Origin of the sequence: Colwellia sp. KU-HH00111 (genome assembly GCF_040362745.1) — a bacterium.
In the GTDB taxonomy this organism is placed as follows: Bacteria; Pseudomonadota; Gammaproteobacteria; order Enterobacterales; family Alteromonadaceae; genus Colwellia.
This window is the reverse complement of record NZ_BAABWO010000015.1, coordinates 1-17,225: the sequence shown is the minus strand read 5'-3', so window position 1 is coordinate 17,225 and position 17,225 is coordinate 1. Positions and strand designations below refer to the sequence as shown.

The following is a 17,225-nucleotide window of genomic DNA, read 5'->3' as shown; positions in this document are numbered from 1 at the left end:
AACGGAATGAATCATGACTGAACCCAAAACGCCAACAACACCTGAGAAGGCGGCTCCTGAAAAAGAGGCAATATCGGCCAGCAAAATCAGTTCAAAAAAAAGCGCGAGTAGTGCAACTACAAAAACTGCGGTCAAAAAATCTGACGGTCAAAAGTCCGCAGTCGCCAAATCATCAAATAAACTTTCGAAACTAGCGGTTTTCGCTCTTTTAGTTGCTATTATCATTCCCGCTGTGCATTACTATTGGCAGCAATTGCAACACAAAACGTTACAACAAGCCCTCACCGATAAAATAAAACAAGAGAATTCAGTCACTTTAAAAGGCTACCAAAACCAATTGCAACAAGCTCTGAACAAACAGCAACAAAGCTTTGACAAACGACTGCAACAAGCCACTAAACAAATTAAAGCGTCTAGTCTTGATAAAATGCTGGCGCTTGATACCAAGGTAGCTGAGCTTGAACAACGCATCAAACAGCGCCAGCCAAGCGATTGGTTATTACACGAAGCCGAATATTTAATTCGTGTAGCTGCTCGTACATTGTGGCTAGAACACGATACCCATGCGGCAATGGGTTTACTTAATGATGCTAACACCCGTTTAACCGAATTAAACGATCCTGCTTTTTTACCTGTTCGTGAAGTTATTCATCAAGATATTAATACCTTGAAACAAATGCCAACCCTACAAACCGATGACATTGTCTTGACGTTAATGGCAATGAGCAAGCAAGTTGAGCAACTTCCTCTTGCGATGGTTGATTTAGCACAATTGGACGATAAACAAGGGGATTTAACCCTTTCAAATGACATTAGTGACTGGCAGGCAAACTTAGCAAAAACCTGGCAACAGTTTCTAAATAACTTTATTCGTATTCGCGCAAAATCGGGATCAATAGAGCCTTTAATGTCGCCAATGCAACAAGAAAACTTAAAACAAAATTTAAGTTTAAAAATTCAATTAGCCTTGTGGGCCGCAAGTGAACGTAAGGGTAAGCTATACCAAAAAACCTTAGCTGATATTGAGCAATGGCTTAATGACTATTTCGATATGACCCTTGATACTAGCCAAGGGTTTATAAAAAACCTAGCTGATTTAAAACAAAAGCAAGTCAGTTACAATTACCCTAGCGAACTTAAATCATTAACGGCTATCCGAACAACCCTAAGTCAGCAGACAAAACGCCACACAACTGAACAAGCTGTTAAGGCGACAGCTGTCCCCAAAGCAGCCGCTGAAAAGGCTGACCTTGAAGTCGACAGTGCAATTAATGACAAACCGGTAGCGGTTGAGACTACACTTGAAAAGCCAGCCCAACACCAAGAAAAAAAAGATAACAAAGATAACAAAGATAACAAAGATAACAGTGAGGGTAGCATATGATCCTCTTTATTATCATCATTGTACTTTTCTTTACCGTACTCGCATTAAGCCCTATTTTGCTTGATGATCCCGGGTATATCTTAATTTCAATGAGTAATCATATCTTTGAAATGACGGTATATGCCGCTTTGTTTTGGCTAACAGCAATATTAGTGACCTTATTTATCACCTATAAAGTACTGCGTGGTAGCTTTAATATCAGTTTTAAGGCGTGGCACACTCTTGCCTTTGCCAGTAAAAGACGAGGGATTGCTAACTTTAATAAAGGCTTAGCGGCTTACATGCTTGATGATTACAAAACAGCTGAGCAACTCTTTGCCAAAAGTGCCGAACCTGCTAAACGTCAACAAAGTGCTTACTTACTTGCGGCAGCGTCATCTGCAAAACAGCAACTCGATGCTAACACTAATCATTACCTTACGTTACTTGAGCAAGAAACAGCTAAACTTAAAACATCCGATCTAGCTAGCCTGATTGTAAAAGTGAAGCTGTTAATGAATCAGGAGCGCAAAGAAGCCTATGAAAAAGCACGTGAGTTAATTGATGAAAACCATAAAAAAATTGGCCATGATGCACGATTATTGACCCTAGAAATAGATCTGTGTTTGATTGAAAAACGCTTTGAAACAGCGGTGAGTTACTTAAATGCAGCTCGCAAAGATAAACACATTACTGATGAAACTGTGCAGGCATGGGAGGCAACCGCCTACTATGGTGCTTTTAAAGATATCATTCGCCAACAAGATAAAGAAAAGCTTCAAGCCTACTGGCAAGGACTTGCCCGTAAAGTAAAACAACGCGAAGCCGTGTTATTTGCATATTGCCAAGTATTAGCTGAGCAAAACATCACCGAGCCATTAACGCGCTTAATTACGCCAATGCTGAAAAAGCAACCTAATGTAGACTTTCTTAAACAACTGCGTTCGTTGCCGATAAAACAAAGCGAGCCTTTGATCGCTATTGTACAAAAACACCTTCACAACGACAGTAAAAATGCGCAATGGTTAAGTTGTTTAGGGCATTTAGCGGTGATGAGTGAGCAATGGTCTATGGCAGAAAAAGCCTTTACAACGCTTGTAAGGCTAGAAGCAAACCAAACAACGCCACAGTACGACAAACAAGATTTGCTTGCGTTAGCACAAGCAATGACTGAAGAGGGTCAGCACCAAGCGGCGAATGAAGTATGGTTAAAAATAAATACCCAATACCCTAGCTAGCCCATAAAAAATAAGAGAAGTGAACAGGTCACCCTTTCACTTCTCTTTATTCATAGTCAATTAAATAAACGCAAACGCATCAGCGTGCATATGTGTTAATAATGCACCATGCTCGATAAAATCGCTACGAATAGCACCAACCATTTCAAAGCGGCCAGCTAGGTAAATATCATAAGGCTCTAAACTAACAATATCTTGCATTACCGCCTGATGAACTAGCCCAGTTTTACCTTGCCAAACCTCATTGTCCTTGACGGTTTCGATCACCGGAATAAAATTAGCATGAGGAAGTTTGGCTATGATAGCCGCTGTTTCAGTTAATTCATAGGCGGCCGATAATTCACGTAATCCCCAATACACCATAATAGGGCGCTGTGAATGCTGCTCGGCTAAATATTCAAACATTGACTTGATATAAGAAAATCCAGTACCTCCAGCTAAAAGTAATAAGGGTCGATCACTATTAGTTTGCAGCCCTGCATTGCCCAAAGGCATCTCAACTGTGAGGGTTTTATTATCTGCAATAGATGATTTTATTCGATCAATCACTTGCATTGGGTAACTGTCAGCAACAAACGCACCTATTTGTAATTCAATTAACTCGCTATTAGGAGAGCTTGCTATTGAGAACGGGCGTTTATCGTCTTCACTCATTACCACATTTAAATATTGACCAGCAATAAAATCTACTTTTTCGCTTGGCTTTAATATAACTTTAAAAACATGTGCCGTTAATGATGTTAACGACACTATTTGACAATTAATTGTCTTCATTTATTCAACCTTTTTGGATAACAGCTCAATTGATCACTGTTACTGAACTATATGACTAATTTGCTTGAGTTGAAAAGATACCAAGATCATCCCACATCTCATCAACCTGCTGTTTGATATCATCATCCATCACAATAGGCTCTCCCCATTCTCTGTCGGTTTCGCCCGGCCACTTATTAGTTGCATCTAATCCCATTTTAGACCCTAAACCTGACACTGGCGAAGCAAAGTCTAAATAATCTATTGGGGTATTATCAATAAGCACGGTATCACGGCTAGGATCCATTCGAGTGGTCATTGCCCAAATAACATCTTCCCAATTTCTGGCATTGATATCATCGTCACAAACAATAACAAACTTTGTATACATGAACTGACGTAAAAAAGACCAAACACCCATCATTACGCGTTTAGCATGTCCTGCATATTGCTTTTTAATGGTAACCACTGCCATACGATAAGAGCAGCCTTCTGGCGGTAAATAAAAATCTTGAATCTCAGGGAACTGTTTCTGCAAAATAGGAACAAAAACTTCATTGAGCGCCACTCCCAAGATAGCAGGTTCGTCGGGTGGACGTCCGGTGTAAGTGCTGTGATAAATGGCATCTTTTCTCATGGTAATATGAGTAACTGTGAACACAGGGAAGTCATCCACCTCGTTATAATAACCAGTATGATCACCATATGGGCCTTCGGGTGCCGTTTCGTTGGGATCAAGGTAACCCTCTAATATAATTTCAGCCGTTGCAGGCACTTGTAAATCATTACTAATCGATTGAGTCACCTCTGTTTTTGCGCCACGTAGTAACCCAGCAAACGCATACTCAGATAAGGTATCTGGCACAGGTGTTACTGCTCCCAAAATGGTTGCAGGATCGGCACCTAAAGCCACAGACACAGGATATTTTTCACCCGGGTTAGTCTTTTTAAACTCTTGAAAGTCTAACGCACCACCACGGTGAGATAACCAACGCATAATCACTTTATTCTTACCAAGAACTTGTTGACGGTATATGCCTAGGTTTTGTCGCTCTTTGTGTGGGCCCTTAGTAATAGTTAGCCCCCAGGTAATCAGTGGCGCAACATCGCCTGGCCAACAGGTTTGTATTGGCAATTGCGTTAGATCAACCTCGTCACCACTGAGCACAACTTGCTGGCACGGTGCTTTTTTAACTACCTTGGTAGGCATATTAAGCACCTGTTTATAGACAGGTATTTTACCTAAAGCATCACGAAACCCTTTGGGCGGCTCAGGCTCTTTTAGCATTGCGAGTAACTTACCCACTTCTCGTAGTGCATCAACATCGGTTTGACCCATAGCTAATGCAACACGCTCTGGTGTTCCAAAGAGATTTGTTAATACTGGAACGTTAAATGGGGAGTTATTTTCGTCTACCGCATTTTCAAACAACAATGCCGGCCCTTTGGCGCGTAGTGTCCGGTCACTAATTTCAGTCATTGTAAGATGGGTTGAAATTGGCGTACTGATTCGCTTTAACTGACCTAACTGTTCTAACTTACTGATAAAATCTCTTAAATCATTATATTTCATAATTTTTCCAGTATAACGTAAGAAAATAACCTAAGAAGTACTTCATGTTATTAATCGTGCAATACTTATAATTAACTTGAGGATATATTACAAAAAAACCAGCCATAAAGACTGGTTTTCAATTGTATGAACATTGTCGCGTTTATTTGCGCTTCATTGAGTCAAAAAATTCGTCATTGGTTTTAGTCATAGCTAACTTATCAATAAGGAATTCAATAGCGCCAATTTCATCCATTTCATGGACGATTTTACGAAGAATCCACATTTTCTGTAATTCATCCGGTTTAGTAATTAACTCTTCACGTCGTGTACCACTGCGGTTGATATGAATAGCAGGGAACACACGCTTCTCAGAAACTTTACGTGACAAGTGCAATTCCATGTTACCTGTGCCTTTAAATTCTTCGTAGATAACTTCATCCATTTTCGAACCAGTTTCTACCAACGCAGTTGCAATAATAGTTAAACTACCGCCTTCTTCAATGTTACGAGCCGCACCAAAAAAGCGTTTTGGTCTATGCAAGGCGTTTGCATCAACACCACCGGTTAGAATTTTTCCTGATGATGGAATAACCGTGTTATACGCACGGGCTAAACGAGTGATGGAATCAAGTAAAATAATGACATCTTTTTTATGTTCAACTAAACGCTTAGCTTTCTCAATCACCATTTCGGCAACTTGTACATGTCGACTTGCTGGCTCATCAAAGGTAGAGGCAACCACTTCGCCTTTAACTAAACGTTGCATTTCCGTTACTTCTTCTGGGCGTTCATCAATCAACAACACCATAAGTTCTGCGTCTGGATGGTTATGCGCGATACTTTGTGCAATGTTTTGTAGTAATAGCGTTTTACCAGCTTTTGGTGGTGCTACTATTAACCCACGCTGACCTTTACCAATGGGCGAGGCTAAATCTAAAACCCGAGCAGTAATATCTTCTGTTGAGCCGTTACCGCGTTCCATGGTTAAACGATCGGTTGGATGAATAGGTGTTAGGTTTTCAAATAAGATTTTATTGCGGGTATTTTCAGGACGGTCAAAGTTAACTTCTGTGACTTTCAATAGCGCAAAATAGCGTTCGCCTTTTTTCGGTGCGCGAATCTTGCCTTGAATGGTATCACCCGTTCGCATGCTAAAGCGGCGAATTTGACTAGGTGAAACATAGATATCATCCGGACCTGCTAGGTAAGAAGAGTCGGCTGAGCGTAAAAATCCAAACCCATCTTGGAGAATCTCTAAAACACCGCCACCAAAAATGTCATTATCATTTTCTGCATGTTTTTTTAATATGGCAAAAATAATATCTTGTTTGCGAGTTCTAGCTAGGTTTTCAAGCTTCATCGATTCAGATAGCTTAACCAATTCATTAATGGATTTTTCTTTCAGTTCGGTAAGATTCATAGAAGTTTCTTAAATTATTTTAAGTGATTACGTCTGAGGCGATTGCCGACGACAGTATAGTTTTAATGTATTTTTATAATATTATTATCTAATAAAAACTGATAAACAGTTAAATATAACTGCTAACGTAGCTAAAAAAGACAATAGAATAGGGATAAAGAGATGTTATTTTGTACTCAGAACCTAAATTTAGCATTAAAAGTTAACTAGGTAAAGGTACTAGTTAAAATGTAAGCAAATATTTTTTTTGAGGTATCAAGAAATAAAAAAGCCTGAATTGATTTCAGGCTATTGTTAGTGTGCATTGCACCCTTTATAAGTTCTTATCTAAAAACTCTTTAAGCTGTGTTTTTGATAAAGCGCCCACTTTAGTGTCAGCAATTTCACCATCTTTAAATAATAATAACGTTGGAATACCACGTACACCATATTTAGGTGGCGTGCCTGAGTTATCATCGATATTTAATTTGCCGACAGTGACTTTACCTTCGTATTCATTAGCAATATCGTCAAGGACGGGTGCTATCATTTTACAAGGACCACACCATTCTGCCCAAAAGTCTACTAATACTAATCCTGATGCATTTAAAACATCAGCTTCAAAACTGTCGTCAGTTAGCTGAACAATCTTCTCGTTCATTATATTCTCCATCTGTTATGGCACAAACGCCATTGTGTTTAATTTCAATATACTCTTTATGGGGTTTTGTTGTCGATATTTCAAGTTGGTTTTATTTTATCTTCATATATCCACGCTAAAATTAGTTATTAACGCACTATGATGTTAAGCTAACGCCATGAAAAAAACACACTTAACTGAAATAAAATTCGCTGACTTAAATCTTGCCCCGCAAGTAGTGACCGGATTAGAAGCCATGGGCTTCGAATATTGCACGTCTATTCAGGCGAAATCCTTACCCGTACTGCTTCAAGGTACTGACATTGCTGGACAAGCCCAAACTGGAGAAGGTAAAACTATTGCCTTTTTAGCTGCGACTTTTCACCAATTGTTACAACAAGAAGCGCCTAAACATAATCAACCCAGAGCTTTGATTATGGCGCCTACACGTGAATTAGCGATTCAAATTCACCGTGACGCCATTGAAATGTCAAAAAGTACTGGCCTACGCCTTGGTATTGTCTATGGTGGTGAAGGTTATGAAAGCCAGCGTTTAGAGTTAGAACAAGGCGTTGATATTTTAATTGGCACCTGTGGCCGCTTAATTGATTACATGAAGCAAGGGGTTTATAACATATCAAACCTTGAGGTAATTGTACTAGATGAAGCCGATAGAATGTTCGACTTAGGTTTTATCAAAGACATTCGCTACATGTTTAACAAAATGCCACCCCCAACCCAGCGTTTAAGCATGCTATTCTCTGCAACCTTGTCATTTCGCGTTAAAGAGCTGGCATTTGAACATATGAACGATCCAACCAGTATTGAAATTGAACCGGATCAAAAAACCAATGTCCGTATTACTGAAGAGCTTTTTTATCCTTCTAATGAAGATAAAATGTCACTGTTACAAACATTAATTGAAGAAGATTGGCCAGAGAAAGCTATTATTTTTGCCAACACCAAGCATGTTTGTGAAAAAATATACGATCACCTTATCGCCGATAAACTTCGCGCAGGTTTGTTAACAGGTGATGTACCACAGAAAAAACGCTTGAAAATATTAGAGCAGTTCACTGAAGGAAGCTTAGACTTTTTAATTGCCACTGATGTTGCCGCTCGTGGCTTGCATATTTCTGCCGTTACCCATGTCTTTAATTTTGATTTACCTGATGATTGTGAAGATTACGTTCACCGTATTGGACGTACAGGGCGCGCTGGCGAAACAGGTCATGCCATTAGTTTAGCTTGTGAGCAATATGTCTTCAATTTACCGGCCATCGAAAGCTATATTGAACATGAGTTACCAGTGACTAAATATGATCATGATGCCTTGCTTGAGGATTTACCTAAGCCAAAACCGCGTCAACGCCGTCATAGACCAAATTCAGGTCGCCCAGGCGGTAATAGAAAAGGCGGTAGCAGTAAATATCGTGGCAATCGTTAGTCACCCTTTATAGCCGTATTTTTGCAATATGAAACAGTCCATAAATATACCACAGTACGATAATAACCATCATGCTGTGGTTGATTTAGGCTCGAATAGCTTTCATTTATTAATTGTTCGTTTACAAGATAACAATGTTGTTGTGGTGAATAAAGTTAAAGAGAAAGTGCGTTTAGCTGCCGGCCTTAATGAACAATGTGAACTGAGCATGGCCGCAATAAATAACGGCCTAAATTGTCTACACTTATTCGCACAACACCTTGCTAGCATTCCTGTTAGCCAAATACGCATTGTCGCTACAGCCACCTTAAGAATAGCTAAAAATCGTGATGAGTTCCTAACCCAAGCTAATAAAATCTTACCACTAAACATTAATTTACTCAGTGGTGAGCAAGAGGCTCATACCATCTATCGTGGAGTTGCGCATACCTGCAAGAATAAATTAGTGCAAAAACGCTTAGTTATTGATATTGGTGGTGCAAGTACTGAGTTAATCATTGGTGAGGGCTTTAATGCCCTTAAAGCTGTTAGCTTAAACTTAGGCTGTGTAAGTTTTAAAGAACGTTTTTTTACTGATGGTGAGCTTACACCAGAAAACTTTAACGCTGCTATTAGTGCAGCTACGGCAATCGTTAAACCAATTTGCACTGATTTTATTCATCTTAATTGGCAATCTGTCGTGGGTAGCTCTGGGACAATGCGTGCTATTGCTGAAATATTGGCATTCCATCAACGCCCAGAAATCATAACTGCCGACTTTTTACAACAATTACAAGCAGAACTTATCAAGTGTAAATCTATCGATAACATTTGCTTAGCTGGCTTGCGTGTAGATAGAGCACCGGTATTAGCCAGTGGATTAAGCATTTTAATTGCGCTCTTTAATTGCTTAAGTATTAAAGAGCTTAAATTGTCTGAGGGTGCGTTACGCGAAGGATTACTATACGAGATGTTACCGCATTAGGCATTTTGTATAACCACTGCTCTTTCATACCTCGCGTGTCAGGCTACTTATCTTCCTGCAGCCAAATAGCCACTTGTTTTGCAAAATAGGTCAAAATGCCATCTGCACCTGCACGTTTGAACGCCAGCAAACCTTCCATTACACAAGGTTTCTCTGCCAACCAACCATTTTGTATTGCGGCCATATGCATAGCGTATTCTCCACTTACCTGATATGCATATGTCGGCACTTGAAAGGTATCTTTCACTCGGCGTACAACATCTAAATAGGGCATACCCGGTTTCACCATAACCATATCAGCACCTTCAGCGATATCTTGTGCGACTTCATGGAGCGCTTCATTACTATTAGCCGGATCCATCTGATAAGTGTGTTTATCCCCACCTTTAAGGTTTCCTGCCGAGCCTACGGCATCACGAAAGGGACCATAATAATTAGATGCATATTTTGCCGAGTACGCGAGTATTTTAGTATTTACAAAGCCGTTGTTTTCTAATCCTTGACGAATAGCACCCACACGACCATCCATCATATCTGACGGTGCAACGATATCAGCCCCCGCCTGTGCATGAGACAAGGCTTGCTTTACTAAAATTTCTTTAGTGATGTCATTTAAAACATAACCTTCTGAACCCGCTTTATTGTCGTCACTTTCACTAAGAATGCCATCTTGACCATGAGTCGTGAATGGGTCAAGTGCAACATCAGTTATCACGGCGAGTTGTGGAAAATTGGCTTTTAAAGCCCTAACGGCTCGTTGAGCAAGCCCTTCTGGGTTGTATGCTTCTTCCGCCATCAGGGATTTTTTATCGTTGGGCGTGACAGGGAATAGAGCAATAGCAGGAATTCCCAAACTTACTAATTCTTGTGCTTCTTCTAATAATAAATCAATGCTTTTACGTGTTACGCCAGGCATTGACGCTATAGCCTCCTCCTGCTGCTCCCCCTCCAAAACAAAGACAGGGTAAATTAAATCATTCACGGTTAATTGATGCTCTGCCATTAAGCGTCGTGTGAAATCATCTTTGCGCATGCGTCGCATCCGACGAGCAGGAAACTGACCAAAAATAGTACTATTGTTATTCATTACCATATTCCTAGAATAGAAAGATTAATCTAAATTGTGTTCAAAAACTTGAGTTTGATTGCGGCCATTACCTTTAGCCTGATAAAGCGCTTTATCTGCAGCTGCAAATATTTGTTCAGGCGTTACTCCATCTTGTTGTTGGTAGGTATAAATGCCATTGCTAATAGTTAGTTTAATATGTACCTCTTTGTAGTTGAAGCCTTGCTTAGCAACCGCTTTTCGTAACACTTCTGCCAAGGTTATTGCCCCTTGACTATCAGTATCAGGCAATATTAAACAAAACTCCTCGCCACCGTAGCGAAAGGCCATATCAGTACTGCGCTTTAAACTTTTTTGGATAAGATGACTTAACCAAACAAGACATTGATCGCCAGCTAAATGGCCATAGGTATCATTGACAGCTTTAAAGTGGTCGACATCAATTAACACTAGACTTAAAGGAGTTAAATTACGTTTACTACGACGGTATTCAGCAACAATTTTTTGATCATAAAAACGTCGGTTAAATAAGCCAGTAAGCTCATCAAGGGTGTTTTTTTGTTCAAGTTCACGATTCGCTTCCCCTAGCTCCTGCAAAGCAATATTTAATTCCAAAGTACGGGCTTGAACTCGCTCTTCTAACTCTTCCTGGCTTTGTGTTTGCAATTTTAACAACGCCTCTTGTGAGCGCTCGGAAGCAATGGCACTGTCTAGGGCCTGTTGTTGCGCTTCATGTTTAACCGCTAATTGATATCGGTATTGTCGACTTAAAATCAAGGTTATCAATAAGCCGTTAAGCCAAAAGGTAATGCCATAGAATAAGTTTCTATGGGCAACAAAGCCGATGTCGAGCCAATTTACCGACACAATAGCTACTAGAATTAATATCAATTGCACAGCCATTACTAAGGTAAAAAGTAGCGCAAGTCGAAGACGAAGACCATATAAATACAAGCTCAGCATCATCAATGAGAAAATAACCAGAACATTAATCGCCATGCTAATGCTGATGTTATCAACCACTGAAAGCTTCATACTTAATGGCATATATAACAACAACCCCCAACAAGTCATTCTAATAACTTGGTAATTTTTTGGAAACTTTTCCTTTAAATTAAAAAGTTGTGTGGTGAACATAAGCAAAAAAATTGCTGAAGATGCGATTAACAAAGGTAATTCAATTCCCGCTAGTGTTGGCAGGTGAGGAAAAAAATAATACAAATTTATCCCAAGCATAGCTGCAAGAAGTAAAGTATTGCTGATAAGGTATCCACACAAGGTAAGAATGGACAGGTTCCGTATTGCGAAAAATAGCAATATAAACGCAATAGATAAACACAGCAGCCCGCCAATCGTAATGCCTTGTTGAAATTGCAATTTGCCATTAGCTTCAACATATTCCGCTGTTGAATAGACAACCGCCGTTGAGCGAAGCTGAGTTGCGCTCTCGATAGTTAAATAAATGGTCACTTCTGATAAAGGTGGTACTGTCACTTGCGCACTGCGGTTATTGCTGCGCTGTAATACCATAGGCTTTGCTTGGCGTTTTTGTACTTTATCCAGAACATAAAGTTTACTATGCTTGATCCGGACTTGGTTAGCGATAACCACATAAGCATGTTTTGTCTGTTCACTGCTATTTTCTAATTTAAATACAAACCAGTTTTCGCCTGGCATGATCAATAAATCACCATTTGCCAACTGTGTTGGTTGCCAGTGATCACTAGCAAGGTTGGTAATGTTCACGACTTGTTCGCTACCAGCGGGTTCAGTAAGTCGATAGAGGTAATGTTCTATCAACTGTTCCTCATGTTTAAGCTGATATACCGGGACTTGGGCTTTGACACTTGTTGCTATCAAAAGGCTCACAAAGACAAGCATTAACATTAAGTGGAACACTAATGTTTTTTTTAATAACATAAATATAGCTTCCGCTTATAGAAGTTTAGAGGCAATGATTGGTTACCTTAGCAATTTAAACACGTGTTGTGCATTTTGGCTAGTTTGGCAAGCTATTTCGTTTGGGTCAATAGCTAGAATACTCGCTATTTGGTCAACAATATAGGGTAAGTAGCTCGGCTCATTACGGCTACTTTTAGGTTTAGGCTTGATTGTACGTGGAGTTAAATACGGCGCATCCGTTTCTATTAATAAGCGGTTCAAAGGAATTAGATTGATAATTTCTTGTAATTGCTGCCCTCTTCGTTCATCACACAACCAGCCAGTAATACCTATATACATACCAACCTTTAGACACTGCTCTAACTCTTGCTTAGTGCCAGTAAAGCAGTGAGCTACCATTGCTGGAACATGCTCAATATAAGGTGTTAGTTCATTAAACCAAGGTGTAAAAGCGTCTCTCTGGTGTAAAAACAAGGGCATACTTAGTTCAGCAGCTAAAGATATTTGCGCACTAAATACCTTTAATTGCTGTGCTGGGGTAGAAAAGTTACGATTGAAGTCTAAGCCACACTCACCTATAGCTTTAATCTGTGGAGCTTGGGCCAGTTGCCTTAATTGACAAAGAAAGTCATCGGTAACGCTATCAGCATCATGTGGGTGGACTCCGGCAGTGGCGTATAAAGTATTAGGAAATGTTTGTTCATACTGTTGACATAAAGCTAATGCCTTGCGACTTTCATCAACACTAGTACCAGTAATTAGCAATTGCTCTACCCCGGCACTTTTAGCTCGGGCGATCAACTCAACTCGATCTTTATCGAAGCGTTTATTGGTTAAATTAACCCCAATATCTATCACTATTTAAGTCGTTTAACTCTAATACTACGGTTTTTTCCTTCGACATATAAATAAACAGATCCCATACTCCCTTTTTTTAACTGTACCGTGTCACCGACGTTAAGTTTAATTTTAGCGCCGTCTTTTTGCCGCCATTGCTGACCATTTTCTAAATCAATAATCCATTGGCCTCTCAGTAGCTTTTTCAACTTATTAACCTTGGAGGTTATACTATCAAGCCCCTGTTCTTTAGCTGTTTTTCTCAAGTGTTGTTTAGAAAATTCAGCGACTTTTTCCACAGTAACCGAAGAAACAGTTGTGTTTGTTTTTAACACAGGTGCCTTTTGCACATTTACCGGTGTTAACTGTTTAACTTTATCTTCAACTAAGCGATCAAAACAAGCGAGTCGTTTAGCATCCTTATTAACTTGAGCACACTCAAGCATAAACTGACTTAACTCGTTTTTATTGCTGGCAGAAGCACCCGCAGAAATTAGGTAAGCTAGCACTCCAACCAACGCTATATATTTAATTTTCATCACAAACTTCCTCGTCGGTGTCGTCTTCATTGTTATAAAGTGAAGCAACTATAATACCTAATTCAAATAAAAGTAACATGGGTATGGCAAGCATGGATTGCGAGATCACATCTGGTGGGGTCAGTAACATACCAATAACAAAAACGCCAACGACTACATAGGGTCTTTTATTTCTTAAACTATCAGGAGTAGTTACCCCTGTCCAACACATAAGTACCACAGCAATTGGAATTTCAAACGCCGCACCAAAAGCAAAAAATAACTTCAGGACAAAGTCTAAATAACTACTAATGTCTGTTGCTATCACTACCCCTTCAGGTGCTACAGAGGTAAAAAAGGCAAACACTACTGGGAACACTACAAAATAAGCAAAAGCAATTCCACCGTAAAATAATAATGTTGAACCAAGCATGAGTGGCGCAATTAATCGTTTTTCGTTCCGGTACAAACCGGGCGCAATAAAAGACCACATTTGATAGAGAATATACGGCATAGCAAGAAACACTGACAGTACTATTGTTAATTTGAATGGTGCAAAAAATGGTGATGCAACATCAGTTGCAATCATTTGTGAGCCAATTGGCATGGTTTCTAATAATGGCTGGGCTAAATATTGATAAATATCTTGGGCAAAGTACACTAAAGAGCAAAACACAACAAATACGCCTAGTACTGCACGCAATAGCCGATTTCGTAACTCTAGTAAATGATCAAATAATGACACACTTTTTTCAGGTGACGGAGATCTTGATTGCTGTGCGTGTTCTGGTGAGTTCATGATTCTACTTGTTGTTGTCCACAGGCGGCACTTGAGTAGCTAACGGTGGATTACTTTCATCTTGGTGTGTCAAAACCTCGTTAGAGACAGGTTCTGGTTTGACATCATCAGAATCCATTTTATGGCTAGAGGAGTTTGCTAAAGAAGTAGAAATCATTGTATCTAAGGCTGTAGTATCTACCTTTTTAAAGGGCTCATTTACCATGTCAGCTGCTGCTTGCAAGGATTTAACCGATTCAGCCACTTCCGGACTTAAATTTGTCATATCGCCTTGCTCTGCTTTTTTTAAGTTTGCATGCAGCTCATGAATTCTCAATTCTTCAGAGAGTTCAGATTTCATCGTGTCACTAAACTTTCGAGCGCCTGAGATCCAGCCTCTAATTGTTCTGATAGCAACAGGCAATCGTTCAGGCCCTAAAACGACTAAGCCTATAACAGCAATTAGCATTAACTCCCAAAAACCAATATCAAACATTGACTATGCCTGACTATTTTCTTTTTGAGTGTTATTTTCTTTTTCACTAGCTTTGTTGGACGCTGTTGAAGTGTCCGTTAGTGTATCTGCGGCCTTTTCAGTCTTAGAAGACGCGCCTTTGTCATCATCAATTGCATTTTTAAAGCCCTTTACTGCTGAGCCTAAATCACCACCTAAATTACGTAGTTTTTTAGTGCCAAATAACAAAATTACAATGACGGCAATAATTAATAATTGCCAAATACTGATACCACCCATAACAAACTCCTATTAATGATTTATCAGCAGTATACACTGAAACTAAGCCAGTTAACGAGTAAAAGCATAAGTAGAATTACAAAATAATGCGCCAAAACAATATTTTTTTTAAATACTTTATAATTAGCGACCGTCTTATTTTTTAAGCACAGCTTTGATCTTGGTTTGTTAGCTTGTTGGTGTGAAATTTTTTGGGCTTACTAATGTGATACCCTTGGCCAAAATCACAACCAGCAGAATGCAGTTTATTCAACACTTCCTCACTTTCAATTCCTTCTGCTACCAAGCGATATCCATACTGTTCCCCCAAGTCATGTAATGCTTTAACGAGTGGTATGTTTTTACTGCTCTTTTGCAAACTATTAATAAACACACGATCTAATTTAATAAACTCAAATGGGTAATTATGTATTAAGCTAAACGATGATACACCAGATGCGTAATCATCTAAAGCCAATCTAACACCAGTTGCTTTTAGCTTTCGTAAACCTTTTAGCGCAAGATCATTGTGGTTACTAAATGCGGCTTCTTTAAATTCTAATATCAATCGTTGTGGCTCAAAGCATTGCTGATCAATTAAACTGATCAAGTGGTTTAACTGACTCACTTGGGTTAAGTGTTTCCCAGATAGATTAATCGCTATAAATACGTTTTGATATTCATGATGACCTAACCAAGTGTCGATTTGCCGACTGACTTCCTCAATAACCCAGGTTTCAATTGATAATATAATACCCGTCTCTTCTGCCAACACGAGAAACTCGCTCGGTGTCAGTAAGCCCTTGCTTGGATGATTCCAACGCAATAGAGCCTCAAAACCAATAATCTCATTACTATGTAAGTCTGATATCTTTTGATAGTGTAATTCGAACTGGCTTTCAGTTAAAGCAAGACGCAACTCTTGCTCTAAGGTCATGGTTGCGATGAGTTGTTCTCGCATACTCTCGTCAAAAAACACATAGCGCCCTCGTCCTAAGCTTTTAGCTTGGTACATTGCCGCATCAGCATCACGCAGAATTTCATCCGCATTTATATAGTTACTAGTACACAGAGCTATACCAATACTAGCATTAGAATATAAGGTGTTGGCTTCAATCACATAAGGCTTGGCAATGCTGGCGATAATTCTCGTTGCCACCTCCTCTACGTCATCAGAGGTCAAGGTATCTAACAAAACTACAAATTCATCACCGCCAAGTCGAGCTAAGACATCATTATCTCGTACACAAGCACTTAACCTATTGGCAATTTCTACCAAAAACAGGTCTCCCACATGGTGCCCAAGTGTGTCATTAATCATTTTAAATCGATCTAAATCAATAAACAAAACTGCAAATCGTTGATTGGGATGACGTTTTAGATGACGAATTGCATAGCCAAGTCGATCAGAAAACATGGCTCGATTAGGGAGTTTAGTCAGCGCATCATGGTGTGCTTCAAAGTAGAGTTGTTGTTCTGCTTTTCGGCGTTCAGCAATTTGCATTCGCAAATTCAAATTAGCAGATTGAAGCTCTTTCGTCCGCTCTGCAACCAAATTATCTAGTTCCAAACGATACGCCTGTGCTAGTTGCTCTGCGCGAATATTTTGACGTGTTAATTGGTCTTTTAACAAGCCCAGTTCTTGACGTAAAGACTGAACTTGCGAGCTCTCTAGAGCAACATCATCATGCTCTTTAATCCTTGGTTCCATCAAGGTTCCCATGCTTTGTATATACACATAGCACAGTTGTGCTCAGGTATATTGCTTATTAGTATTATTATTGAGCAGTTAGTGTACCAAATATTTACCAGTAGGCTAGTGAAAATATTATTTATTTTACAATAATATTCATAACTCATTAATGGTCGGAATGCTAAAGGTGGCAATGAGCAGCGACTTCTGTACGTCAAGGTACTTTTACATAAGAGAAGAGCCTATTAGTTATGAGCGAATGGAGTCAGGTGGGGCCACAGCGCTTTTGTCGCTAATATTTTACCTATTTTAAAAAGCAAAAAGCCCGCAACAAAGTTG

Annotated in this window: 16 protein-coding genes; 4 read left to right on the top strand and 12 right to left on the bottom strand. The window is 39.5% G+C overall.

Annotated elements, in window-relative coordinates:
* The first annotated feature begins 13 nt into the window (after positions 1-13).
* Both ABXG98_RS18700 and ABXG98_RS18695 read left to right on the top strand, forming a co-directional pair.
* A complete protein-coding gene (locus ABXG98_RS18700; protein ID WP_353540231.1) occupies positions 14-1,384 on the top strand; it encodes a uroporphyrinogen-III C-methyltransferase in 1,371 nt (456 codons plus the stop codon).
* Complete coding sequence (locus ABXG98_RS18695) at positions 1,381-2,601, top strand: heme biosynthesis HemY N-terminal domain-containing protein (RefSeq protein ID WP_353540230.1); 1,221 nt, start codon at positions 1,381-1,383, stop codon at positions 2,599-2,601. Before ABXG98_RS18700 ends, ABXG98_RS18695 begins: the two co-directional genes overlap by 4 nt.
* Before the next feature lie 60 nt (positions 2,602-2,661).
* On the opposite strand, the gene fre is transcribed toward ABXG98_RS18695, so the two are convergent.
* The 4 genes from fre to trxA form a co-directional block, all read right to left on the bottom strand.
* The gene (fre, locus tag ABXG98_RS18690; RefSeq protein WP_353540229.1) at positions 2,662-3,375 is read right to left on the bottom strand and encodes an NAD(P)H-flavin reductase; all 714 of its coding nucleotides are present in this window, start codon (positions 3,373-3,375) and stop codon (positions 2,662-2,664) included.
* A 55-nt stretch (positions 3,376-3,430) separates the two neighbouring features.
* Entirely contained in the window at positions 3,431-4,927 is a 1,497-nt protein-coding gene (ubiD, locus tag ABXG98_RS18685; RefSeq protein WP_353540228.1) for a 4-hydroxy-3-polyprenylbenzoate decarboxylase, read from the bottom strand.
* A 142-nt stretch (positions 4,928-5,069) separates the two neighbouring features.
* Positions 5,070-6,329 (bottom strand): transcription termination factor Rho, encoded by a 1,260-nt coding sequence (gene rho / locus ABXG98_RS18680; protein ID WP_353540227.1) that lies wholly within the window; start codon positions 6,327-6,329, stop codon positions 5,070-5,072.
* A 313-nt stretch (positions 6,330-6,642) separates the two neighbouring features.
* Positions 6,643-6,969 (bottom strand): thioredoxin TrxA, encoded by a 327-nt coding sequence (trxA, locus tag ABXG98_RS18675; RefSeq protein ID WP_353540226.1) that lies wholly within the window; start codon positions 6,967-6,969, stop codon positions 6,643-6,645.
* Between the two features lie 157 nt (positions 6,970-7,126).
* Between trxA and rhlB the strand changes: the two genes are divergently transcribed.
* A complete protein-coding gene (rhlB, locus tag ABXG98_RS18670) occupies positions 7,127-8,395 on the top strand; it encodes an ATP-dependent RNA helicase RhlB (RefSeq protein ID WP_353540225.1) in 1,269 nt (422 codons plus the stop codon).
* Positions 8,396-8,423: 28 nt separating this feature from the next.
* Complete coding sequence (locus ABXG98_RS18665; RefSeq protein WP_353540224.1) at positions 8,424-9,359, top strand: Ppx/GppA phosphatase family protein; 936 nt, start codon at positions 8,424-8,426, stop codon at positions 9,357-9,359.
* A gap of 43 nt (positions 9,360-9,402) precedes the next feature.
* Here ABXG98_RS18665 and hemB read toward each other — a convergent pair whose 3' ends face one another.
* The 8 genes from hemB to ABXG98_RS18625 form a co-directional block, all read right to left on the bottom strand.
* Positions 9,403-10,446, bottom strand: a complete 1,044-nt coding sequence (gene hemB / locus ABXG98_RS18660; RefSeq protein WP_353540223.1) for a porphobilinogen synthase — start codon at positions 10,444-10,446, stop codon at positions 9,403-9,405.
* Positions 10,447-10,470: 24 nt separating this feature from the next.
* Complete coding sequence (locus ABXG98_RS18655) at positions 10,471-12,345, bottom strand: diguanylate cyclase (RefSeq protein ID WP_353540222.1); 1,875 nt, start codon at positions 12,343-12,345, stop codon at positions 10,471-10,473.
* 42 nt (positions 12,346-12,387) lie between these two features.
* On the bottom strand, positions 12,388-13,185 hold the full coding sequence (locus ABXG98_RS18650; protein ID WP_353540221.1) for a TatD family hydrolase: 798 nt from the start codon (positions 13,183-13,185) through the stop codon (positions 12,388-12,390).
* Positions 13,185-13,703, bottom strand: a complete 519-nt coding sequence (locus ABXG98_RS18645) for a hypothetical protein (RefSeq protein WP_353540220.1) — start codon at positions 13,701-13,703, stop codon at positions 13,185-13,187. The genes ABXG98_RS18650 and ABXG98_RS18645 overlap by 1 nt, the downstream gene beginning before the upstream one ends.
* Complete coding sequence (gene tatC, locus ABXG98_RS18640) at positions 13,693-14,481, bottom strand: twin-arginine translocase subunit TatC (RefSeq protein WP_353540219.1); 789 nt, start codon at positions 14,479-14,481, stop codon at positions 13,693-13,695. Before tatC ends, ABXG98_RS18645 begins: the two co-directional genes overlap by 11 nt.
* Before the next feature lie 4 nt (positions 14,482-14,485).
* The gene (tatB, locus tag ABXG98_RS18635) at positions 14,486-14,956 is read right to left on the bottom strand and encodes a Sec-independent protein translocase protein TatB (protein WP_353540218.1); all 471 of its coding nucleotides are present in this window, start codon (positions 14,954-14,956) and stop codon (positions 14,486-14,488) included.
* Between the two features lie 3 nt (positions 14,957-14,959).
* Positions 14,960-15,214 (bottom strand): Sec-independent protein translocase subunit TatA, encoded by a 255-nt coding sequence (gene tatA, locus ABXG98_RS18630; RefSeq protein WP_353540217.1) that lies wholly within the window; start codon positions 15,212-15,214, stop codon positions 14,960-14,962.
* Between the two features lie 142 nt (positions 15,215-15,356).
* Entirely contained in the window at positions 15,357-16,904 is a 1,548-nt protein-coding gene (locus ABXG98_RS18625; protein ID WP_353540216.1) for a putative bifunctional diguanylate cyclase/phosphodiesterase, read from the bottom strand.
* Positions 16,905-17,225 lie beyond the last annotated feature (321 nt).